Source organism: Kineosporia rhizophila (assembly GCF_021277265.1).
Lineage (GTDB): Bacteria > Actinomycetota > Actinomycetes > Actinomycetales > Kineosporiaceae > Kineosporia > Kineosporia rhizophila.
Genome location: NZ_JAJSOH010000008.1, coordinates 258,520 through 280,069, shown reverse-complemented (window position 1 = coordinate 280,069; position 21,550 = coordinate 258,520). Strand labels below are relative to the sequence as shown.

The window sequence follows — 21,550 nt, the reverse complement described above, 5'->3', positions numbered from 1 at the left end:
GCAGGCGGGCCGGCCAGCCGGGCGGGCGGGCCGGGGAGGCAGGCGCTGGCCCCGGCCACGCACCGGCACCGGATGCCGCTGCGCCCCGAGGCCGAACTGGAGGGCGTCACCACCGACGGCGTACTGGACAGCGTGCTCGCCAGCGGCGGGCAGGCCTAGACGTAGATCAGGCGCTTGAACCGATTCTCGCCCGGCCGACCTCAGTGCCGACACCCACCACTTCGCCGAGGCAGTGGCCGCCGGCCTGACCTGGTCCAGGTCAGCGGGAAAGTGGTCGAGGCGGCCGCCCAGAAGTATGGGGATCTGGAGGTACCAGGCCCAGCTTCCTGAAGTTCAGGCCCGAGCCCGCGGCGACAGCACCGCTGTCCGGCCCGACATGGTCGCCTGGCTGAGTGCCGGCCATGTTCGCCCACGGTTTCCAGCCCTGGTCGACGACACCGAGGTGATGTACCAGATAGCTGGGCCCTGTCTGATCCCCTCCGCTCGCCGGCCACCGGTCCGCCCTCCTGCCAAGCGTCCCGACGCCCACAGCTGCGGGGCCGGGGGTTGAAGTCAGCACGGTCGAGCCACCTCCCGAAGCTTCGTCACCGCGGGCGGAGGCATCCGGAGCGACTCGGGCGTCGTGCGAGCGCGCGCAGGTGAGGGGCAGCAGGGAGAATGTGGCCGTGACAGATCTGCCGCGTCGCGCGGTCACCCGGACGGCGAAGCTGGCCTCCCTCCCGCTGAGCGCTGCCGGACGCACCGCCCTGGGGCTCGGCAAGCGCCTGGGCGGGAAGCCCGCCGAGCTGGTCGCCGCCGAGATGCAGGCGCGCACCGCCGAGCAGCTCTTCCGGGTGCTCGGCGAGCTCAAGGGCGGTGCGATGAAGTTCGGCCAGGCGCTGAGCATCTTCGAGGCCGCGCTGCCCGAAGAGGTGGCCGGGCCCTACCGCGCCACCCTGACCAAGCTGCAGGACTCGGCTCCCCCGCTGCCCGCCGCCACCGTGCACCGGGTGCTGGCCGAGCAACTCGGGCCGCGCTGGCGCACCAGCAAGTTCCGCGAGTTCGACGACCAGCCCGCCGCGGCCGCCTCGATCGGCCAGGTGCACCGCGCGGTCTGGCGGGACGGCCGGCCGTGCGCCGTGAAGATCCAGTACCCGGGGGCCGGGGCCGCCCTGATCGCCGACCTGAACCAGGTCACCCGGGTGGGCCGGGTGGCCGCCGGGTGGATCCCCGGCCTGGACGTGAAGCCGATCCTCGACGAGCTGAAGGCCCGCATGGTCGAGGAACTCGACTACACGCTCGAGGCCAAGACCCAGGCCCGGTTCGCCAAGGCTTTCCGCGGTGACCCGGTCTTCGCCATCCCCGACGTCCTGGTCAGCAGCGAGCACGTGATCGTGAGCGAGTGGCTCGACGGGGTGCCGCTCTCCCAGCTGATCGCCTCCGGCACCCAGGAGGAGCGTGACCTCGGGGCCCGCCGCTACATGGAGTTCCTGCTGGCCGGCCCGGCCCGGGCCGGGCTGCTGCACGCCGACCCGCACCCGGGCAACTACCGGCTGCTGGACGACGGCCGGTTCGGCGTCCTCGACTTCGGCGCGGTCAAGCGCCTGCCCGACGGCATGCCGCCGGAGATGGGCCGGCTGCTCACCCTGGCCCTGGCCGGCCGCTCGCAGGAGGTCGTGGACGGGCTGCGCGAGCTCGGCTTCATCAAGTCCTCGATCACGATCGACGGCGAGGCCCTGCTCACCTACCTGGCCCCGTTCATCGAGCCGATCCGCCACCCCACCTGGCGCTTCGAGCGGGCCTGGATGCGCTCGCTGTTCGCCTACGTCAACGACGTGCGGCGGCCGGACTGGACGATGGGGCTGAAGCTCAACCTGCCGCCGGAGTACCTGCTGATCCACCGGGTCTGGCTGGGCGGCATCGCCGTGCTCTGCCAGATCGACGGCGACGTGCCGGTGCCGGAGGTGCTGGCCGAGTGGCTGCCCGAGTTCGAGGCGCCCGCTGTCGAGCGGGGCTGACTCTCCGGAACCGGCGGCCCCTTCCGCTGTACGGGTGCTGCAGTGATGCGCACCACATCCGGCTCCGGCAACCGATCCTCGTGAGCACGCGTCTTTGTAAGTGCGAGTGAGGGCGCCTGCCGGTGCGGGCCGGGCCTGGAGAGGGTCACGGCCCGCGCCGGCTGACCCTGCGTGAGGCCCGGAGCCGACACGCCAGGGTGGTCGGGCCGCCTCCTGCGTACTGCACACACGGCCTGCGACCAGCAAGTCCTCCATTCTGGGCACAGTCACACACGGTTGCCGCCGTCAAGGCGACCCAGGAAACCCAGGCGCTACCGACGTCCGTTAATTGAGACTCTGATCCCGCCTTTCGAGACGAAATTCCGCGCCGAGCACCCCCGCGGGCTACGTCCAGATGTCGTCCAGATATCCGCCGGAACGGTGAAGCGACATCCGCGCGTTACTCGGAATGCGTACCCTGAAACCCATGAGTGGCTCACTGCGTTCAGAGACTCGCCCCTCCCCCGCCGAATCCACCGGCCTGTCTGCCATCCCCACGCAGACCGACCCCCACACCCACTGCCGCACCTGCCTGGCCACGGCCCCCGAGGGCCTGCACCGGGTTGTCGGCGCCTGGTCACTGATCAACGGAATTGCCCTCTGGGACTGCGAAAGCTGCGCCCGGGAGCGGATTCTGGAGATCGAAGCCGGACAGGACGTACGTCCCTCCCGGCGCTGACCAGCGCTTACCGGCAGCACCCAACAGCACCCGGCCGCACCACCAACCCTCACAGCACTCCCGCCGGGCCGAGGTCGCCGCTCCCACCCCGAGGTAGGAGCGGCGCGGCCGCTCACCGCAACGGCCCCGCCTTACTGCAGCGACCGCAGATTTAGGCGTGCCTAATACACAACCGGTTTTCCACTGAACCTGATCAGGTCATTCACCTGGCATTTTCACGGATAACCACAAAAGCAGGACCGGATCGACCGTTCACCTCACGTTCAGGTAGACGAAGCCGGGCCCTTCGTTGCGGTAGGTGACTCCCGCTCGCTCACAGACATCGGCCAGAGCGCTCTTCCACGAACCGGTGGCCGCCTCGTCCGCCTTCTCGAAGCCGTGGTCGGCGGTGAGCAGGAAGGTGACCTGTTCACGTAGGCCCAGCGAGTCGAGGTGGGTCAGGAACACGCCGAGCCGCCGGTCCGCATCGCGCAGGCTGTCCCGGGCGATCGGTGAGCGAGGCCCACCGGCATGATGCCCCGCGTCGGTGACCACCGTGGCCCACCAGGTCAGGGCCGGCGCAGCCGCGGGATCGGCCCATTCCTGCAGCACCTGGTTCAGGCCGGAGTCGTCGACCTGGGTAGCCCAGCGGAAGTAGTGGTCGGCCAGATGGCGCGACTCGCCCAGATACGGGCTCTGCTCAGCCGGGGGTAAGAGGGCCGAGACCGGACCGTCGTGCGCGACCTCCCGCAACAGCTGCATGGTCGAGACCGTGGCCCCGCGATCCACCGCCTCATTGATGCAGACACTGCGTGCCTCAGGCCGGGCGGCAGTCAGCATCTCGAACACCGTAGACACGTCGGGCCGGAGCCACTCGGCGCTTCGATGCCAGGTGCTTTCGTCGTTGGCGTTGATCCGCTCGCCCCTCGCCCGGTCGTAGAACACGTTGCCCAGGATTCCGTGGCGTCCAGGCCCGACCCCGGTCAGCGCTGAGGTGTGGTTGCACAACGTCACGCTGGGGAATTCGGCCACGGCTCCGCCGGTCAGCGCCAACCCGTCACCCAGCAGTGAGGCCACGGCCGGGAGCTCACCGGCGGAAGCCAAGGCCAGCAGATCCGAGCAGTGCGCCCCGTCCCACAGCAGCCCGACCACGAAACGTCCCCGCGACTCGCCCGTGGGGTAGGCCGTTCCGTCGAGACCGTTCGGCACCGGAACCCCGGCCAGCTCGAGCAACGTGGGGGCCACGTCGACAACCCGTACATACTCCGGAATCAGACCCCGACCGCTCACCCCGGCGCCGGAGAGCAGAAAAGGCGCTCGGGACTGGATGACGTCCAGCGAACCATGCTCTCCCCGGTGCCCGCCGGTCTCGGGGAAGTAGTGCGAGGGCGTATGCACGACCACCACGTCCGGGCTGCGGTCGGCATCGGCGAAGAACGAAAGCAGCCGGCGGGCAGGTTCGGGATAGGCGTTGCGCCGGTTCTCCGGTGAGGGTTCTGCACACTCCGATTCGTAGGGAAGGAAGGCCAGCGGATCGGTGTGGGCCACCGGATCGACGCCGGTGACCACATCGTGCCGCTCCCCCGCGCGCAGCCGGACCACGCCGTGCTGCCCGTGCACCATCACCGCCCGCTGCCCGTCGGCGTCCTCGACCGGATAGGCGACGAGATCGACGACGGCGGCCAACTCGGGCGAAGTCAGGGCGGCCGCGATGGCGGCCGGAACGGTGTCGCTCATGACGGCGACCCTAGGACAGCCGAAGTGGGGGCTGACCACCCCCTCCGATGGTCAGCCCCCACTCAGTCCGAAACGCTAGTCAGAGCCATGACGTTGCGTCCCAGATACATCTTTGGACAAAGAATCTCAGCCCGTGACCGCCTGACGGGCGGTTGCCCGTGCCGGGGTCACCTTGGTCCACAGTCCTCGGCGGGTCCGGCGGTTCGCCCGTCGCACCACGGAGGCCCATCGTTCGTCGGCCGCGAGGCGCTGGGCCTCGGCGTGTTGCATTTTGATCAGTTCGAAGTTGTACAGGTTGGCGTGCACGGCATTTCCCCTCAAGAACGAAAATCAAGCATTGGTTGGTGATTTCGACAGTTCGGTGGCCAGGTGCCGGAGGGGTGTCACGCGGTGGTGGCGGGTGACCGCCTGATCCGCCGGAGCAGATCAGGCAGCCACCACGACCTTCCGCGGCCGGCCCCGGGGACGCTTGCGCGCGACGATCACGCCGGCGACGAAGAGTTCCCCACCCCAGACCCCCCACGGCTCATGCCGTTCCAGGGCCCCGGCCAGGCATTCCTGACGCACCGGGCAGTCGTGGCACAGTGCCTTGGCGTGCTCCACATCCGTCGGAGACTCGGCGAACCAGAGCTCCGCGTCGAACACCCGGCATGGCATCTCGGTGGAGGTCGGGTCGACCTCTTCCACCAAGGCGTCGAGCAAGGCGGTGAGCTGCACGGGTTTCATCCCCCTCGGGTTGTTCTCCCGGGTCGAGCCGGGAGCTGTTTCATTTCTCGTCGGTACAGGAACGGGAAGATCTCTCATCACTGACCTGAAAATCCTTGCCAGACAACGAAAAAGCCGTGGACCCGAATCGGGGTCCACGGCTTTTGGCGAGGCCGGAAAGGGCTTGGTGCCTATCCGGAGCCATCGCTGGCCAGAGACCCGTAACGGGGCTTGGAGAAGTCGGAGTTCGGGCGCACAGTCGTCGGACGACCGGCCTCGGCGGCGGCAAAGCCACTCCTGGCGCGATCCCAGCCAGTGGCGGCCAGCAGGCACACTCCACCCAAGGAAGGCTGGAGGGTGACCCCGACGCGATACCGGCCGACGCCCAGGGGGGAGCCCATGAACGGGTTGCCCGAGGCGGTGGTGACGGTCGTGCTACGCATCTCGATAGTCATCGTGTTCACGTCTCCGCCACCTCCATTCATCTCGGGCCGGCCTTCTTCAGGCCGAGCCGCTGGGCTCTGGTCGCCAGTGCGGCGACAACGTGTTGAGAGTAGACGCCCCCGCGCCCGAGGGACAACGTATTTAACGGCGAATACTGCGTGCCGCCCACCCGAACGGTCCAGCGGAACAGGCGTTCCCGTTGTCCCACAAGATCTTTGGGTAAATGAAAAAAGTTTGCGAGTGCATCGTGCTGCCCAGGGCAGAACGCCGAAGCCCGCGTTTGACTGAGCGGTCGTTCAGCCGCCGGAAACGGCGGGACTCAGCGATCCAGGAGCACAAGGATTCCGAACAGCACCGGCAACGCACCGAAACACAGCAGCAGGCCCATCCGGGTGGGCAGCGCGGCCACCGGCACGTCCGGATCGCGCGCCTTGTTGCCCTGCCGCAGCACCAGCGAGGCCGCCACGAACCCGAGCAGCGGCACGATCACGCCGTAGCGCAGGAAGTCCGGGTTGTTGCCGGTGGTGGCGAATCCGACGAACTGCACCACCATGATCACCAGAGCCGTGACTCCGTAGACCAGCAGGCCGCGTAGGCCGGCGCCGGTGCGCGGCAGCAGGTTCGGCTCCAGGGCCCGGTTGATCGCGTCGGTACCGTCCCGCTCGGCCGCGTCGTACAGCTGGGCCACCCGGGAGAGCTCGGTCTGGGGTTCGACGTGCCCTTCCGGACGCGGTGCCGGACCGGCCGGGAACTTGAACCCGGCCTTCTGGGCGAACGCGGTCAGCCCCCGGCGCTGGGTGTCCAGCTTGGCGTGCAGGTCGTCGGCGTGCTCGGACATCTCGGCGGCGCCCTCACGGATACCCGCCGTGCGCGCGTTCTCCTGAGCCCGCACCTCGTCCAGCCGACGGGCGTACTCGGCGTAGTCGGCCCAGCCCCGGGAGGGCACCGGCCCCGGCAGAGACTCCATCAGGCGTACTCCTCGCTGTAGCGCCCGGGTGACACGAACGGCACGATCAGATCGTCCTTGTCCTCGTGCCGGTCGATGAACAGGGCCCGGTTGTGCCGGGGCTGCCACTGCAGGTGCACCCGGCCGATCAGCGAGCCCACCTCGTTGCCCTTCACGTTCAGCGCGACGATCCCGGCCACGTCGTCCTTCCCGGACAGGCCCAGGTCGTCGCTGAGCCGGCGGACCCCGCGCCACCAGCCGAACACGTGCACACCCCAGCCCGGCCCCTCGCGCAGGATCGTGCGGAAGTCCTCGAGCGGGGCGCGGCCCCGGCCCTCCTTCTGCTTCAGCGTGGAAGAGGCCGCGTCGGCGCCGTAGACGAACAGGTACTCCGGATGGTCGCGGTCGCCGGAGCCGCGGGCCGCCAGCTTCTGCACCAGTTCCTTGTACTGGGTGAGGGTGAGCATGGTGACCTCGTGGCCCTGGGCGTGCAGCCGCTGCCTCAGCGCCCAGACCTCGTCCTCGGCCGTGCCGACCAGGCTGACCAGGTGGAAGGTGGCGCTGCCGGGCTGGTGCTGGCGGGCCAGGCTGGTGGCGGCCGAGGTGAGCACGTCGGCCCCGACCAGCGAGGTGCCGAGCACGCCCAGGTGCCGGCCCGGCGAGGAGTCGAGCGCGAAACCGGCCACGTTCAGCCCCACGTCGACCTGCCGGCCGACCGCGACCACCTTGCGCCGGCCCCCGCGCGAGGGAATCCGGGCGCCGTCCACCGAGTACTCCGCGTACCCCTTGAACACCGTGGGCGGCTTGGACCCGGGGGTGCGCATCTCGTACATCCGGTGCCGCAGCGTGTAGAGGCTGGCCGGGTCGGCGAAGGGGAACCGGGCCCGGCGGTTGGCGCTGGCCACCCCGGCCGCGTGGTTCAGGACGACCTGACCGGTCGGCAGCGCGGAGGCCGCGTCGTTGTTCAGGCCCAGGATGCCGCCCCCGCCGGAGAGCGCCACCCGCATCCCGAACTGCCCGAAGATCGAGGTGCCCTTGGTGAACAGCGCCTCGATGCCGGAGATCGACTGACTCGCCATGATCAGGTGGATGCCGTAGGAACGGCCCTTGCGGGCCACCTCCTCGAGCAGCCGCACAGCCTGCTTGGCGGTGTCGTCGTTGCCCTGGAACAGCACGTGGAACTCGTCGATCACGGCGAGGATGCGCGGCATCGCCACGTCGGCCCGGGCGCTGCGCAGCGCGCTCAGGCTGGTGACCCCGGCCTTCTTCATCTCCGAGGCGCGGCGGCTCATCTCGCGCACCAGCTCGGCCAGGACGGCCACCCCGTACTCCCGGTCGGACTCCTCACCCACGGTGCGGGCGTGCGGCACCCAGGTCGGGTCGTTGTCGGTCGGGATGAACTCCGCGAACGACACGCCCTCCTTGAAGTCGAGCAGGTAGAGCGCCAGTTCGTCGGGCGAGTAGCGGGCGGCCAGGCCGTACAGCACGTCGAGCAGGAACACCGTCTTGCCGGAGCCGGTGCGCCCGGCCACCAGCCAGTGCGGGGTGGAGTCGTCGAGCGAGACGTCGGCGCTGCCCCGGCCGACCCGGCCGACCGTGGTGGTCAGCCCGTTCACCGAGGAGCCCTGCCACAACCGCTCGGGCAGCAGGGAGGCGAACGTCAGGGCACTGTCCGCCTCGGTCTTCGTGGCGATCCGGCGGCAGAGTTCCTCGATCAGGTCCGGCGGGGGCGCCGGGTCGAGCGTGACCGGGGCGTTGAGGGCGCGGCCGTCGGCCCCGAAGGTCTCGCCCGGCGGGTCGCCCACCCGGAAGTGGCCGCGGGCCGCCGGATCGGCGGTGATCAGCGTGGTCCGCTCGAGGCCGGGTTCCCAGGCCGAGCGGGTCTGGCTGGGATAGCCGGCCAGCAGCAGGTGCACCCGGGCGGCCGGCCCGGCGTGGGCCAGCGCAGCGATCCGGGCCAGGTCGTTGCGGGTGCAGTTGGCGGGCAGCGCGGCGGCCACGATCACCAGCACGTCGGGAGACGTCTCGGTGCCGGCCTGCACGGCGTGCACCTGCTGCTCGGCCTCGGCCAGCAACTCGCGCAACTGCTCGGCCTCGCTCACCGGGCGGTTCATCACGCCGGCCTGGATGAGCGCATGGAAGGGGGCCAACGGCGCCCCCAGCGCGCCGCCGTCGACCGCCAGGATGCGCAGCTGACCGGCCGGGAAGGCGGCCACGAGCCGCGTGATGATACTGCGCAGGAGACCGGCCACGGCGGGGTCGCGGGCGTCGGCCTCGAGTGCGATGTGCCCGACCCCGACGAACGGCACCACGACCGGGAACCCCACTCCGGGCAGGGGTTGCGCGTCGGCCACCCGGATCATCGTCGGCTCACCGGGCCGGGCCGCGCGCTCCAGCGGGAAGCGCTGTTCCCCGACCACCTGCCAGGGAGCGCCCAGCCACTGCGGGGCGGCCTCGGCGGCGGCGCGTTCCAGCCGGGCCGCGAGCGCGGTCTGCTGCTGGGCCGACTCGGCGCTGTGGGTGGAGTCGGCCTCCAGCCGGTCGAGGCGCTCACGGACCGCCTCGAGCAGACCCCAGGCCTCGAGGTGCGTCTTCACCGAACGCTCGAACAGGGCCTTCGCGCTGACCACCGAGAGATCCTCCGAAAAGCGACCGATGCGTCACCGACCACGATAGGTGGTCAGGACGCCACCATCCTATGGAGACGGGCCTCTATGGGGATTCCAGGTCCATTCCCGGCAGAGGCCGGCCGGCCAGCACGGCCAGCACGTCGTCGCCGAACCGCTGGAGTTTGGACGCCCCCACTCCCGGTACGACGGCCAGCTGTCCGGGTTCGCTCGGGTTGGCTTCGGCGATGGCCATCAGCGTGGCGTCGGTGAAGATGACGTAGGGCGGCATACGGGCGGCCTCGGCCGCGGCGGTACGCCAGTCGCGCAGCCGTTGCAGCACCTCGTCGTCGTACCCCGCCGGGCAGGACGAGCAACGCCCCACCTTGCGTTCCACCGCGCTGGTCAGCGCCCGGTTGCAGATCTTGCAGAGCGCCGGCGGACGTTGCGTTGGAGGACGGGACTCGCGCACCTTGGGCACGCGACGCTCCGCGGCAACGCTCTGCCCGCTGTCGACGAAGAGGCCGTCGAGGAAGCGCGAAGGGTTGCGGGAGGCCCGGCCCCCGGGGTTGCGCGAACGGGCCCAGGACAGGTGCAGGTGCTCACGGGCGCGGGTGATGCCGACGTAGAACAGCCGACGTTCCTCTTCCACCGCGTCCCAGTTCTCGGCGAACGAGATCGGCATCAGCCCTTCGGACAGGCCGATCAGGAAGACCGCGTCCCACTCCAGGCCCTTGGCCGCGTGCAGCGAGGCCAGCGTGACCCCCTCGACCGAGGGCGCGTGCTGCGCCGAGGCCCGCTCGTCCAGTTCGGCGACCAGGTCGGACAGGGTGGCCTGGGGGCGGGTGGCGGCCAGGTCGTCGGCGAGCGCGGCCAGCGCCTGCAGCGACTCCCAGCGCTCGCGTACCCCGCCCGCCTGCACCCCGGCGGGCGCCTTCGGCGTCCAACCGCAGTGCGAAAGGACGTCTCTGGTCGCCTCTGGCAGGGTTCCCTCACCGAGGCCGCCGCGGGCGGCCCCCCGGATGAGCATGACCGCCTCGCGCACCTCTTTGCGCGCGAAGAACCGCTCCCCGCCGCGCAACTGGTACGGCAGCCCGGCGTCGGCCAGCGCCTGTTCCATCTGCTCGGACTGTGAGTTCGTGCGGAAGAGCACGGCGATCTCCCGGGCGCGCACCCCGTCTTCCAGGAGCCCGGAGACCTGCTTGGCGATCGCCGCGGCCTCGGCGCTGTCGTCGTCGTGAACGGTCAGCCGGGGCGCGGGACCGGAGGGACGCTGGGAGCGCAGTTCCAGCGGGGCCGGGCCCGAGGTCTTCACCCGGCGGGCCAGCAGTCGGTTGGCCAGCGACACGATCTGCGGGGTGGAGCGGTAGTCGCGGACCAGCCGGACGACGGTGGCGTCGGGGTAGAGCTGCGGGAACTTCATCAGGTGCTCGGGGCTGGCCCCGGTGAAGGAGTAGATGGTCTGGCTCGGGTCGCCGACCACGCACAGCTCCTTGCGGTCGCCCAGCCACTGGTTGAGCAGGCGCTGCTGGAGGGCGGAGACGTCCTGGTACTCGTCCACCACGAAGTGCCGGTACTGCGCGCGTACCTCGTTGGCCACGTTGGGGTGGCTCTCGATGATGCCGGACATCAGCAGCAGGACGTCCTCGAAGTCGATCACTCCGCGGTCGGTCTTGGTGTCCTCGTAGACCGAGATCAGCCTGGACACCGCCTCGATGGGGAAGCCGCCCGGTTCGCCCCGGCCGGCCGCACGCGCCGCCTTGATGTAGCTCTCCGGGGTGAGCAGCGAGACCTTGGACCACTCGATCTCGGCGGCCAGGTCACGTACAGACGTGCGGTCGACCGTCAGGCGCAGCCGGGCCGCCGCGTCGGCCACCATCCGCGCCTTGTGCTCCAGGAGTTCCGGCGGCCGCCCGCCGATCACCCGGGGGAAGAAGTAGCCGAGCTGGCGCAGGGCGGCGGCGTGGAAGGTACGCGCCTGCACTCCCCCTACGCCGAGCTGCCGTAGGCGGGTGCGCATCTCTCCCGCCGCACGGGCGGTGAAGGTGACGGCCAGGACGTGCTGGGGTATGTAGACGCCGGCGTGCACGCCGTAGGCGATGCGATGGGTGATCGCCCGGGTCTTGCCGGTGCCGGCCCCGGCCAGCACACAGACCGGGCCGCGCACGGCCAGGGCGACCTCGCGCTGCTCCGGGTCCAGCCCGGCCAGCATGCCGTCGGCACCAAGGGCAGGGGTGGTCATCGGGGCATCCTCTCAGGTGCCCCGCACCGGCCGGGAACACAGCCCGATGGCACGATGTTGAACGCTCGACGAGTTCGACCGACCTGAAGGATGGTCTCGATGGACGCCCCGGCCCCCGGCACGATCACCATGTTCAGCACCACCTGGTGCGGCTACTGCAAGCGGCTCAAGAGCCAGCTGCAGCGCGAGGGCATCGGGTTCACCGAGGTGAACATCGAGGAGGTCCCGGACGCCGCCGACTACGTGATGTCGGTGAACAACGGCAACCAGACCGTGCCCACCGTGGTCTTCCCGGACGGCACCGCCGCCACCAACCCGTCGCTGGCCGAGGTCAAGTCCCGGCTCGGCGCCGCGGTCTGAACCGCTGACTCCGCGAGAACTGGCCACCCGGGTCGCCCAGCAGCTGATCGCGCTGCTGGGCGAGTCCGGTACCGAGCGCCCGCGGCTGCGGCTGGGCGTCGACGGCCCGGTCGAACAGGACACCCGCGCGCTGGCCGACCAGATCGCCGCGGCGCTGGCCGAGCAGGCCGTGCCGGTGGCCCGGGTGAGCGCCCGGGACTTCCTGCGGGGTCGTTCGGTGCGCCTGGAGTACGGCCACGACGACCCGGACGCGGTGTACGACCTTTGGTACGACTTCCCGGCGCTGCGCCGCGAGGTGCTGGACGCCTTGCTGCCGCAGGGGCGGCACACCTGGCTGCCCAAGCTGCGTGATCCCGACACCGACCGGTCGGTGAAGGTTGCCCCGCAGCCGGCTCCCCCGGGCACGGTCGCCGTGGTGGACGGTCGTTTTCTCACCCGTAAGGACGTCCGTGAGGGCTTCGACCTGCTGGTTCACCTGGACGTGTCGTCCGGTGCCTTAGGACGCCGGTTGCCGGCCGAGGAGGCCGGGCGCGTCTCGGGTGCCTGGTCGCGTTATCTCGACCAGGACGACCCGGCCGGGCACGCCGATCTGGTGGTCCGCTTCGACCATCCGGACCGGCCCGCCCTGAGAACACCCTGACGTTCGTCCCCACCCACCCGAGGTGACCTTCGGGCACCGAGGCCCACGAGCGTCCTCAAGAAGCTCTTTCACCAGCCGGCCGGGTCGTCGGGGATCGGGCCGCCGAACCAGTCCTCGATCAGCCGCCGGGCGATCGAGACGGCGGGCGGCAGGACCAGGTTCCCGGCCTTGATGTCGGCCTGCAGCTCTTCCCGGCTCCACCAGCGGGCGTCGTCGATCTCCACCTCGTCCACCCGGATCTCGGTGGACAGCGCCTCGCCCCGGAAGCCCAGCATCAGCGACGACGGGAACGGCCAGGGCTGGCTGCCCCGGTACTGCACCGCACCCACCACCACACCCGACTCTTCTGCTACTTCCCGGCGCACCGCGTCCTCCAGCGACTCGCCCGGCTCGACGAAGCCCGCCAGGGTCGAGTAGCGATGCTCCGGCCAGGCGGCCTGCCGGCCCAGCAGCACCCGGTCGTCGGCACCGACCACGGTCATGATCACCGCCGGATCCGTGCGGGGGTAGTGCTCGCGGTTGCACACCGGGCACAGCCGCACCCAGCCGCCCTGAACCACATCGGTGCCGGCGCCGCAGTTCGCGCAGTGGGTGTGGAAACGGTGCCAGGCGATCAGCGCGACCGCGGTGGTGAAGATGCCCGCGCCCGTGTCGTCGAGCAGGGCGCCCATCTCGCGCAGCGAGGCCCAGCGCACTCCCTCGGGGGTAGGCGGCCGCTCGGCGATCGACAGCGCGAGATACCCCCGGCCCTCGCCGTCTACCCCCAGAAAGAAGTACGGGGACTCGGTTTTCAGCCCACTGACCGAGTTCGCGGCCCAGAGCTGCAGGGTGGGCTGCGCGGAGACCGCGGTCTCGCCCTCGTGGAACAACGCGACCAGGGTGCGGGGGTCGGCGAGCAGGGTCTCGATCAGCTGCGGATCGGAGCGGCGGGCGGCCGCCCGGTCGAGCGTCGAACGGGACAGGGCAAGACGCTCCAGTGGCATAGCGGCACCCTAATCGGGTTCTGCGGTTACGGTTACCTGGTGCCTGCTCGATCACCGCTCGCCCTGGCCGCGCTCGCCTCCGCCGCCGTCAACGGCCTGGAGCCGATGCGCACCCAGACCCTCGACGCGACCGCCGACGACGTCGACACCGCCCTCATCGAGGACAATCTGAGCCGGCACTGGGTGGTGCGCGCCCCCCGGAACAACGTGGCCGGCATGCGGCTGGACGCCGAGTCCGAGCTGGTCGGCCGGCTGCGCTCGTGGCTGCCCTTCGGCCTGCCCGAGGCCGAGGGGGTGGCCCCGCTGCGCAACGGGGGCCGGGCCCTGGTTCACCGCAAGCTGCCGGGCCGGCCGATCCGCCCGCTCGAGCTGCTGCACCGCCCCACGCTGGCGGCCTCCTACGGAGAGGCGATCGCGGCCATCCACAACCTGCCCACCCGGCTGGTGGAGGAGGCCGGGCTGCCGGTGTACACGGCCGAGGAGTACCGGTTCCGGCGGCTGGCCGAGCTGGACCGGGTGGCCGCCACCGGGCTCACCCCGGTGCGGTTGCTGACCCGCTGGGAACACGCGGTGGAGGAGGTCGGGGCCTGGCGCTTCGTGCCCTGTGTAGTGCACGGCGACCTGGCCGGCGACAACGTGCTGGCCGAGGGTGAGGCGGTGACCGGGGTGATGGAGTGGTCCGAGACCCGGGTCGCGGATCCCGCGGACGACCTGGCCTGGGTGTCGATCGGGGCGACCGAGCCGGCGATGGCCCCGGTGTTCGAGGCCTACCTGAAGGCGCGGGGCGAGGCGGCCGACGCCGACCTGCGCCGGCGGGCCCGGCTGTCCGGCGAGTTCGCGATCGCCCGCTGGCTGCTGCACGGGGTGCACACCGACGACTCGGCGATCGTCGACGACGCGGTGCAGATGCTGGCCGACCTGGAGGCCGGGGTCGGTGACGAGTCCTGGTGAGAGCGCGCTTGCGTCTGGGCTCGCTGAACCTGTTCTCCGGGCGCAGTTCCCGGGGCGTGATGGCCGGGCCGCAGGCGCTGGCCGAGGCCGTGCGCACGCTCGACGTGGACGTGCTCGCAGGTCAGGAGGTCGACTCCGGGCAGCCGCGTTCGGGCGGGGCCAACCAGGCGGCCCAGATCGCCCAGGCGATGAACGCTCCGTACGCACGCTTTGCTGCCACGGTGCTCGGCACGCCCGGCGAGCCCGGGTGGACGGGGGTCACCGAAAACGTGCTTACAGACGTCGGTGCGCCTCCGGGTCGGGAAGTCTCCCCTCACGTAGGTGGAGACGTTTCTGGAAGCCAGGCCACCGACGTCCGTAGATCTGACTCGTCAGCCGGACCCGCCTACGGGGTGTGTCTGGTGTCGCGCATCGAGGTCGAGCGTTGGCACGAATTGCGGCTGCCCCCTTCGCGCGGGCGCTTCCCATTGGTCGTGCCGGGCCGTCCTGCGCGCATGATGTGGCTGCGTGACGAGCCTCGGGTGGCCCTGGCCGCCCAGTTGGCCACGGGGGTCACGGTGGTCTGCACCCACCTGTCGTTCGTGCCCGGGGTGAACGTGCGTCAACTGCGGCAGATCCGGCGCTGGCTGGAAGGGCTGCAACTGCCGGCTCCCGGTCGGCCGGTGATCGTGATGGGAGACCTGAACATGCCCCCGATGCCGGCCCGCCGGGCCACCGGATGGCACCCCCTGGTCAGCGGTCCCACCTTCCCCGCGCTTCGGCCCGGAGTGCAGCTCGACCATGTGCTCGGCGCCGGTCTGCCTCCGGGGGTGAGTGCCAGCGGCGAGCTCGTACCCGACCTTCCGGTGGGCGACCATCGTGCCGTTCGGGTGGCTCTCGACCTCCGCACGCGCTAGTTTCGCCCGATCAGGGCCGGTTTGGCCGGGTACCCCGGGACCTCCCGCGATCTTGCCCGCCGATCCGGTGAGTAGGGTTGCCGATATGACATGGCTTGTGACCGGTGGCGCCGGGTACATCGGCGCGCACATCGCCCGCTGCCTCGAGGAGTCCGGGCGGTCCGTGGCCGTCCTGGACGACCTCTCGACCGGTATCCGGGGTTTCGTCGGCTCCGGCACGCGGTTCCACCAGGGCTCGATCCTGGACGCCGAGGTGCTGCGGGCGGCCCTGACCGAGACCGACGGCTCGCCGATCACCGGCGTGATCCACTGCGCGGGCTTCAAGTACGCGGGCGAGTCGGTGAAGCGCCCGCTGCACACCTACACCCAGAACGTGCAGGGCACCCAGCACCTGCTCGAGGTGATGGCCGAGGTCGGCGTCAAGAACATCGTGTTCTCCTCCAGCGCCGGGGTGTACGGCACGCCGGACGTCGACCTGGTCACCGAGAGCACCGCCACCACGCCCGAATCCCCCTACGGGGAGAGCAAGCTCATCGGTGAGTGGCTGCTGCGGAACGTGGGCCGGGTCTCCGACCTCACCCACACCTCGCTGCGCTACTTCAACGTGGTCGGTTCCGGGCACCCGGACATCTACGACGTGAGCCCGCACAACCTGTTCCCGCTGGTGATGAAAACCCTCACCGACGGCGGCATCCCGAAGGTGCGGGGCAACGACTACCCCACCCCCGACGGGTCCTGCGTGCGCGACTACGTGCACGTGCAGGACATCGCCCTGGCCCACGTCGCGGCGGCCGCCCGGATGGAGGCCGGCCAGCCGATCGAGCGGGTCTACAACCTGGGCAGCGGCAGCGGCGCCTCGGTGCTCGAGATCATGACCGCGGTCGCCAAGGTCACCGGAATCGCCTTCGAGCCGGAGATTCTCGACCGGCGTCCGGGCGACCCGGCGAAGATCGTGGCCGACGGCCAGCTGGCCCGGCGCGACCTGGAATGGGACACCCGGCACAGCCTGGAGGACATGGTCTCCTCGGCCTGGGCCGCCTGGCAGGCCGCGGTCAAGTAGCACCTGGTCGCGGGGCGGGCCCGGCCTTTGCCGGCCGGTCCGCCCCCGCCCGGTCCGCCCCCGCTGCCACCGTCAGCATGTACCCCTACACCCCAGGTTCCGCTGGGTAGCGAACTTTTCACGCACCGTCCGCTTTTCCGGTTCCTTCCCGCCCGACGGCAAATTGTCGGTGCCGCAGGGCAGACTGTGTCCATGGAAACCGGTACGCCGAGGGCACACCGCAACGATCCCGGGGTGGTGCAGCGCCTGCTCACCACCCCCGCCACCTGGGCCGTGGTCGGGCTGTCGAGCAACACCAGCCGCCCCGCCCACAGCGTGGCGAGGTACGTGCAGAACCTCGGCATGCGCATCGTGCCGGTGCACCACAACGCCGACACGGTGCACGGCGCCAAGGGCTACCGCACCCTGGCCGAGGCCACCGCCGCCGAGGGCCCGATCGACGTGGTCGACCTGTTCGTCCACAGCCGCTGGGTCGGTGAGGTGGTCGACGAGGCGATCGCGATCGGTGCCAAGGCGGTCTGGCTCCAGCTCGGCGTGGTCGACGAGGCCGCGGCGGCCCGCGCCCGGGCGGCCGGTCTGCAGGTCGTGATGGACACGTGCCCCGCGATCGAGGCACCCCGGCTGGGCGTGGCATGAGCAACGACGATCCCCGCCGGGGCCGTGGCGGTAACAACAACGAAGACGATGCGGTCCAGTTCTGGTCGCCCGAGGAGGCCGCCGGGCGGCCCGCGCGTAGCGGCCGTCCGCAGTCGTCCCAGTCTTCTCAGTCGTCCCAGTCCGCCTGGCCGGAAGAAGAGGACCAGGTCGGCGACATGTACCGGCAGCACGGCGGAGCTGATCCGAACGCGCAGTACGGGCAGCACGTCGACGAGCGCGACGAGCCCTACGGCGTGAGCGGCTACGGGCAGTACGGCGCGGGGTCGGGCGGGCGGGGCACCGACGGCCGTCCTTCCGGGCGGGGCCCGGCCGGTCCTGGGGGCCCGGGTAGGCCCGGGCCCGGTGGTCCCGGTGGTCCGGGGCGGCCGCCGTCGGTGCGGCCGAGCGGGCGCCAGTTGCCCCGGCCGCGGGTCAAGCTGGTCGTGCTGGTGCTCGTCGGCCTGCTCATCGCCTATCCGATCATCCTCGGCTTCACCGCCTGGAGCAGTCTGAACCGGGTCGACGCGGTGGGCCCGGCGCACGAGGGCTCCAAGCTGGAGGAGACGTCGGGGCGCACCTATCTGGTGGTCGGCAGCGACTCCCGCGAGAACCTGAGCGACGAGGAGAAGAAAGACCTGGGCACCGGCTCGGCGGCCGGGCAGCGCACCGACACGATCATGCTGCTGCACGTGCCGGACGGCGACGGCCCCACCGTGCTGATCAGCGTGCCGCGCGACTCCTACGTGCCGATCCCGGGCCACGACAGCAACAAGATCAACGCGGCCTACGCCATCGGTGGCCCCACCCTGCTGATCAAGACCCTCGAAGAGGTCGGCGGCGTGAAGGTCGACGACTACGTCGAGACCGGTCTGGGCGGCTTCGCCGACATCGTCAACGCGATCGGCGGGGTCGAGCTGTGCCCCAAGCGCGCGATGAAGGATGCGAAGGCGCACATCAACCTGAAGAAGGGCTGCCAGGACATGGACGGCAAGACCGCCCTCGGCTACGCCCGCGCCCGCTACAGCGACCCCCGTGGCGACCTGGGCCGGGTCGAGCGCCAGCGCGAGACCCTGGCCGCCATCGCCAAGAAGACCCTCTCGCCCGGCACCCTGATCCAGCCCTGGCGCGCGATCCCGGCCGCCAAGGCCGGCGGCGGCGCGCTCACCGTCGACGAGTCCACCGGGCCGATCGCGCTGACCAAGTTCGTGCTCGCCATGCGCGCGGTCTCGGGCAGCGACGGCCTGTCCATGACGGTGCCGATCGGCAACCCGGACTTCCGCGTGGGCGGGATGTCGGCGGTGAAGTGGGACACCGAGAAGGCGCTGCAGATGTTCGAGGCGCTGAAGAACGACGACACCGAGGTGCTGCGGGCCATGGCCGAGGAGCAGAAGAAACAGGCGAAATGACCGCACGTGCAGTCAGTCTGATCCGGTCGGGCACGCTGTCCGACGTGGCCGAGTACGCCTACGCCGCCACCGCCCCGGCCGATGCCCGCCTGATCTTCCTGGCCGGCGCCTGCCCCCTGGCCGAAGACGGCTCCACAGTCGGCCCGGGCGACTACGCGGCCCAGGCCGCGCAGTGCATGGCCAACCTGCGCACTGCACTGGCCGACGCCGGCGCCGACCTGGAAGACGTGATCAGCACCCGGGTCCTGGTCGCCTCCACCTCCCAGGCCGACCTGGTGACGGCCTGGCAGGTGGTCCGCGACGAGTTCAGCCCGCACGATCCGCCCAGCACCCTGGTGGGCGTCACCGTGCTCGGCTACACCGACCAGCTGGTCGAGGTGGAAGCCGTCGCCGCCGTTCTCGACTGAGCCGGATCCACGAAGCCCTCCCCAGGTCCGCGGCCAAGCCCAAGGGCTGGCCGGACCTGGGGTGCGCACCGAGCTTCCGATCGGCCGTTCTCCCAGACCAGCTGGATGCCGGGATCAGCTGAGGCTTACAAGGGCCAGGGTTTCCGGATGGGCCGGGCGCCGCGCTCTGGGCAGGCTCACCGATGATGCCGGGAACGAGTGGGACTCGGACGCACCCACCTCCGACGTGCCGGGCTTCGGGCGCACCCACCCCAGACACACCCCCCGCCTCGAGATCCCGGGCGGGCGTACCACCTCGTTGGAGCCGCACGAACTGGACGATGAGTACTTCATGCTCCGGGTGCGCACCGACAGCGGTCCCGGCACCGGCGATCACACCGAGCTCCATGCTCGCCGGGTGCTGAACGGGCCCGGGGCCAGGTAGGGAGCGCCGGCCTGGCCGGGCGCCTGATGGGAGTTCTGGGCGTTGGCCGGCTGGTCCTCGCCCAGCGGTTCCTCCACCGGTTTTTGGACGGCGAATCTGGCGACACGCGTCCGCAGAGCGTGCCGGACTTGGCGTGACCGGGGTTGGCGTGCCCCAGCTTGGCGTGAGGGCTTGGCGTGCCCCGGCTTGGCGTGAGGGCTTGGCGTGCCCCGGCTTCGCGTGACCGGGCTTCGTGTGCCCGGGCTTCGCGTGAACAGCTTGGCGTGACCAGCTTGACGTGCCCCAGCTTCGCGTGACCGGGCTTCGTGTGCCCCGGGCTTCGTGTGCCCCGGGCTTCGCGTGCCCCGGGCTTCGCGTGACCAGCTTGGCGTGCCCCGGCTTGGCGTGACCGGGCTTCGCGTGAACCGGGCTCCGCGTGCCCCGGGCTCCCGTGAACCGGGCTCCGCGTGAACCGGGCTCCACGTGAACCGGCTTGGCGTGACCGGGCTGGGCGTGCCGGGCTTGGCCCAGCCGGTCGGGACCGGCTGGGCCCGGTCTCAGCCGGCTGTGAAACCCGTGGCGGGACGGGCCGCCGCTTCGGCGGCCGGGGTGACACCGGCGTCCTTTGTTCTGGCCCTGAGCTTTTCGCCCTTTGCAGTGGCCACGTCGCGCAGGCTGCCGGCGAAGTCGACCAGTGCGCTGCGCAGGCCCGCCGCGAATTCGCCTTCCCCGGCCGAGAGGATGCGCACGGCGAGGAGGCCGGCGTTGCGGGCGCCGCCGATCGACACCGTGGCCACCGGCACCCCCGCGGGCATCTGCACGATGGACAGCAGCGAGTCCATCCCGTCCAGGTACTTCAGCGGAACGGGCACGCCGATCACCGGCAGGGGGGTGACGCTGGCCAGCATGCCGGGCAGGTGGGCGGCGCCGCCCGCGCCTGCGATGATCACGCGCAGCCCGCGCTCATGCGCTGCGGCTCCGTACGAGATCATCTCCTGCGGCATCCGGTGGGCCGAGACCACGTCGGCCTCGTACGGCACGCTGAACTCCTCCAGCGCCAGGGCCGCGGCCTCCATGGTCGGCCAGTCCGAGTCCGAGCCCATCACCAGGCCGACCAGGGGCTTGCTGCTCATTACCGATTCCTCGCTCACTCGTCGATGTCGCCGCGGATGAAGGCGGCTGCGTGCCGGGCGCGGGCCAGGCAGTCGTCCAGGTCGTCGCCGCAGACGGTGACGTGCCCGACCTTGCGGCCGAGCCGGACCTCCTTGGCGTACATGTGCACCTTCACGCCGGGGTCGTGGGCCATCACGTGCAGGTAGCTGCGGTAGAGGTCGGCGTACTCGCCGCCGAGCACGTTGACCATCACGGTCCACCGGGAGCGGGCCCGGACCTCACCCAGCGGCAGGTCCAGCACCGCGCGCAGGTGCTGCTCGAACTGGCTGGTCACGGCGCCGTCGATGGTCCAGTGGCCGGAGTTGTGCGGGCGCATGGCCAGCTCGTTGACCAGGACCCGGCCGTCCTCGGTCTGGAACATCTCGACCGCCAGCACCCCGACCACGCCGAGCTCGCCGGCGATCCGCAGGCCCACGCTGGTGGCCTCGGCGGCCTGCTCCTCGGTCAGGTTCGGCGCCGGGGCGATCACCTCGTGGCAGATGCCGTCCTTCTGCGTGCTCTCCACCACCGGCCAGGCGGCGGCCTGACCGGAGGGGCTGCGCGCGATCAGCGCCGCGAGCTCGCGGGTGAAGGCCACCTTCTCCTCGGCCAGGAGCCCGTCCGGGCCGGCCGCTTCGAGCCACTGCTTCGCTGTCTCGGCCGTCTTCTCGGACAGCACCAGGACGCCCTTGCCGTCGTATCCCCCACGCGGGGTCTTCAGCACCACGCTGGGCACGGTCTCGCCGAACGCCGCCAGCTCTTCCCACGTGTGCACCTGGGCCCAGCGGGGGCTGGGCAGGCCGAGCTCGGTCAGCTTCCGGCGCATGGCCAGCTTGTCCTGCGCAAAAGCGAGCGCCGCGGGGCCGGGGCGCACGGGGACGCCGTCGGCCACCAGCTTTTCGAGGATCGCGCCGGGGACGTGCTCGTGCTCGAACGTGAGCACGTCGCACTGCGCCGCGAAGTCGGCGACGGTGGCCAGGTCGCGGTGGTCGCCGACCGGAGCCTCGTGAATGGCCAGGGCCGCGCTGCTGGTCTCCGACTCGGCCAGCACGCGCAGCCGGACGCCCATGGCGACGGCCGGGGGCTGCATCATCCGGGCCAGCTGACCGCCGCCGATCACACCGACGGTGGGAAACCCGCCGGGGATGGGGTCGGCCGCAGTGAGCGGGGTAAGACGGACAGTGCCGAAGGGGGCTGCGGCGCCGTCTGGTGCCGGCACGCCGGAAGAATCAGGTGAAGTGGAGACCACGGCGGTCAGCGTAACGATTGGCGAGGTCAGTAC

At 70.9% G+C, this 21,550-nt stretch carries 21 protein-coding genes; 10 read left to right on the top strand and 11 right to left on the bottom strand.

Annotation, left to right across the window (positions count from 1 at the left end; all coding sequences use genetic code 11):
- The first annotated feature begins 665 nt into the window (after positions 1 to 665).
- Positions 666 to 1,997, top strand: a complete 1,332-nt coding sequence (locus LWF15_RS15080) for an ABC1 kinase family protein (protein WP_232811431.1) — start codon at positions 666 to 668, stop codon at positions 1,995 to 1,997.
- A 466-nt stretch (positions 1,998 to 2,463) separates the two neighbouring features.
- Positions 2,464 to 2,715, top strand: a complete 252-nt coding sequence (locus LWF15_RS15075; protein ID WP_232811430.1) for a hypothetical protein — start codon at positions 2,464 to 2,466, stop codon at positions 2,713 to 2,715.
- Positions 2,716 to 2,967: 252 nt separating this feature from the next.
- On the opposite strand, the gene LWF15_RS15070 is transcribed toward LWF15_RS15075, so the two are convergent.
- The 7 genes from LWF15_RS15070 to LWF15_RS15040 all read right to left on the bottom strand — a co-directional run bounded on the left by LWF15_RS15070 (position 2,968) and on the right by LWF15_RS15040 (position 11,374).
- Complete coding sequence (locus LWF15_RS15070) at positions 2,968 to 4,431, bottom strand: alkaline phosphatase family protein (RefSeq protein ID WP_232811429.1); 1,464 nt, start codon at positions 4,429 to 4,431, stop codon at positions 2,968 to 2,970.
- Between the two features lie 126 nt (positions 4,432 to 4,557).
- Complete coding sequence (locus tag LWF15_RS15065) at positions 4,558 to 4,737, bottom strand: hypothetical protein (protein ID WP_232811428.1); 180 nt, start codon at positions 4,735 to 4,737, stop codon at positions 4,558 to 4,560.
- Positions 4,738 to 4,857: 120 nt separating this feature from the next.
- Positions 4,858 to 5,235 carry a WhiB family transcriptional regulator gene (locus LWF15_RS38150; protein ID WP_408623280.1) on the bottom strand — a complete coding sequence of 126 codons (378 nt, stop codon included), beginning with the start codon at positions 5,233 to 5,235 and terminating at the stop codon, positions 4,858 to 4,860.
- 92 nt (positions 5,236 to 5,327) lie between these two features.
- Complete coding sequence (locus LWF15_RS15055; protein WP_232811427.1) at positions 5,328 to 5,600, bottom strand: hypothetical protein; 273 nt, start codon at positions 5,598 to 5,600, stop codon at positions 5,328 to 5,330.
- Between the two features lie 299 nt (positions 5,601 to 5,899).
- Positions 5,900 to 6,547 carry a hypothetical protein gene (locus LWF15_RS15050; protein ID WP_232811426.1) on the bottom strand — a complete coding sequence of 216 codons (648 nt, stop codon included), beginning with the start codon at positions 6,545 to 6,547 and terminating at the stop codon, positions 5,900 to 5,902.
- Positions 6,547 to 9,156 carry an FtsK/SpoIIIE domain-containing protein gene (locus tag LWF15_RS15045; protein ID WP_232811425.1) on the bottom strand — a complete coding sequence of 870 codons (2,610 nt, stop codon included), beginning with the start codon at positions 9,154 to 9,156 and terminating at the stop codon, positions 6,547 to 6,549. Before LWF15_RS15045 ends, LWF15_RS15050 begins: the two co-directional genes overlap by 1 nt.
- Before the next feature lie 82 nt (positions 9,157 to 9,238).
- Positions 9,239 to 11,374, bottom strand: a complete 2,136-nt coding sequence (locus LWF15_RS15040) for an ATP-dependent DNA helicase UvrD2 (protein ID WP_232811424.1) — start codon at positions 11,372 to 11,374, stop codon at positions 9,239 to 9,241.
- 99 nt (positions 11,375 to 11,473) lie between these two features.
- Here LWF15_RS15040 and LWF15_RS15035 point away from each other — a divergent pair, with 99 nt between their 5' ends.
- Both LWF15_RS15035 and LWF15_RS15030 read left to right on the top strand, forming a co-directional pair.
- Positions 11,474 to 11,734, top strand: coding sequence for a mycoredoxin (locus tag LWF15_RS15035; protein WP_232811423.1), 261 nt, complete (start codon positions 11,474 to 11,476; stop codon positions 11,732 to 11,734).
- 184 nt (positions 11,735 to 11,918) lie between these two features.
- On the top strand, positions 11,919 to 12,374 hold the full coding sequence (locus tag LWF15_RS15030) for a nucleoside/nucleotide kinase family protein (protein WP_232811422.1): 456 nt from the start codon (positions 11,919 to 11,921) through the stop codon (positions 12,372 to 12,374).
- A gap of 68 nt (positions 12,375 to 12,442) precedes the next feature.
- Here LWF15_RS15030 and nudC read toward each other — a convergent pair whose 3' ends face one another.
- The gene (nudC, locus tag LWF15_RS15025) at positions 12,443 to 13,357 is read right to left on the bottom strand and encodes an NAD(+) diphosphatase (protein WP_232811421.1); all 915 of its coding nucleotides are present in this window, start codon (positions 13,355 to 13,357) and stop codon (positions 12,443 to 12,445) included.
- 39 nt (positions 13,358 to 13,396) lie between these two features.
- Here nudC and LWF15_RS15020 point away from each other — a divergent pair, with 39 nt between their 5' ends.
- The 6 genes from LWF15_RS15020 (at position 13,397) to LWF15_RS14995 (ending at position 18,713) form a co-directional block, all read left to right on the top strand.
- A complete protein-coding gene (locus tag LWF15_RS15020; RefSeq protein WP_232811420.1) occupies positions 13,397 to 14,308 on the top strand; it encodes a phosphotransferase in 912 nt (303 codons plus the stop codon).
- Positions 14,305 to 15,204 carry an endonuclease/exonuclease/phosphatase family protein gene (locus LWF15_RS15015; RefSeq protein ID WP_232811419.1) on the top strand — a complete coding sequence of 300 codons (900 nt, stop codon included), beginning with the start codon at positions 14,305 to 14,307 and terminating at the stop codon, positions 15,202 to 15,204. The genes LWF15_RS15020 and LWF15_RS15015 overlap by 4 nt, the downstream gene beginning before the upstream one ends.
- A gap of 85 nt (positions 15,205 to 15,289) precedes the next feature.
- Positions 15,290 to 16,264 (top strand): UDP-glucose 4-epimerase GalE, encoded by a 975-nt coding sequence (gene galE, locus LWF15_RS15010; RefSeq protein WP_232811418.1) that lies wholly within the window; start codon positions 15,290 to 15,292, stop codon positions 16,262 to 16,264.
- A 192-nt stretch (positions 16,265 to 16,456) separates the two neighbouring features.
- The gene (locus LWF15_RS15005) at positions 16,457 to 16,900 is read left to right on the top strand and encodes a CoA-binding protein (RefSeq protein ID WP_232811417.1); all 444 of its coding nucleotides are present in this window, start codon (positions 16,457 to 16,459) and stop codon (positions 16,898 to 16,900) included.
- Entirely contained in the window at positions 16,897 to 18,306 is a 1,410-nt protein-coding gene (locus LWF15_RS15000; RefSeq protein WP_232811416.1) for an LCP family protein, read from the top strand. The genes LWF15_RS15005 and LWF15_RS15000 overlap by 4 nt, the downstream gene beginning before the upstream one ends.
- Entirely contained in the window at positions 18,303 to 18,713 is a 411-nt protein-coding gene (locus LWF15_RS14995) for a RidA family protein (RefSeq protein WP_232811415.1), read from the top strand. Before LWF15_RS15000 ends, LWF15_RS14995 begins: the two co-directional genes overlap by 4 nt.
- Positions 18,714 to 19,085: 372 nt before the next feature.
- Here the strand turns inward: LWF15_RS14995 and LWF15_RS36400 are convergent, their stop codons facing one another.
- The 3 genes from LWF15_RS36400 to LWF15_RS14985 all read right to left on the bottom strand — a co-directional run bounded on the left by LWF15_RS36400 (position 19,086) and on the right by LWF15_RS14985 (position 21,487).
- Entirely contained in the window at positions 19,086 to 19,214 is a 129-nt protein-coding gene (locus LWF15_RS36400; protein ID WP_269810165.1) for a hypothetical protein, read from the bottom strand.
- A gap of 459 nt (positions 19,215 to 19,673) precedes the next feature.
- The gene (purE, locus tag LWF15_RS14990) at positions 19,674 to 20,249 is read right to left on the bottom strand and encodes a 5-(carboxyamino)imidazole ribonucleotide mutase (RefSeq protein ID WP_232811414.1); all 576 of its coding nucleotides are present in this window, start codon (positions 20,247 to 20,249) and stop codon (positions 19,674 to 19,676) included.
- A 14-nt stretch (positions 20,250 to 20,263) separates the two neighbouring features.
- Entirely contained in the window at positions 20,264 to 21,487 is a 1,224-nt protein-coding gene (locus LWF15_RS14985; protein WP_232811413.1) for a 5-(carboxyamino)imidazole ribonucleotide synthase, read from the bottom strand.
- Between the last annotated feature and the right edge of the window lie 63 nt (positions 21,488 to 21,550).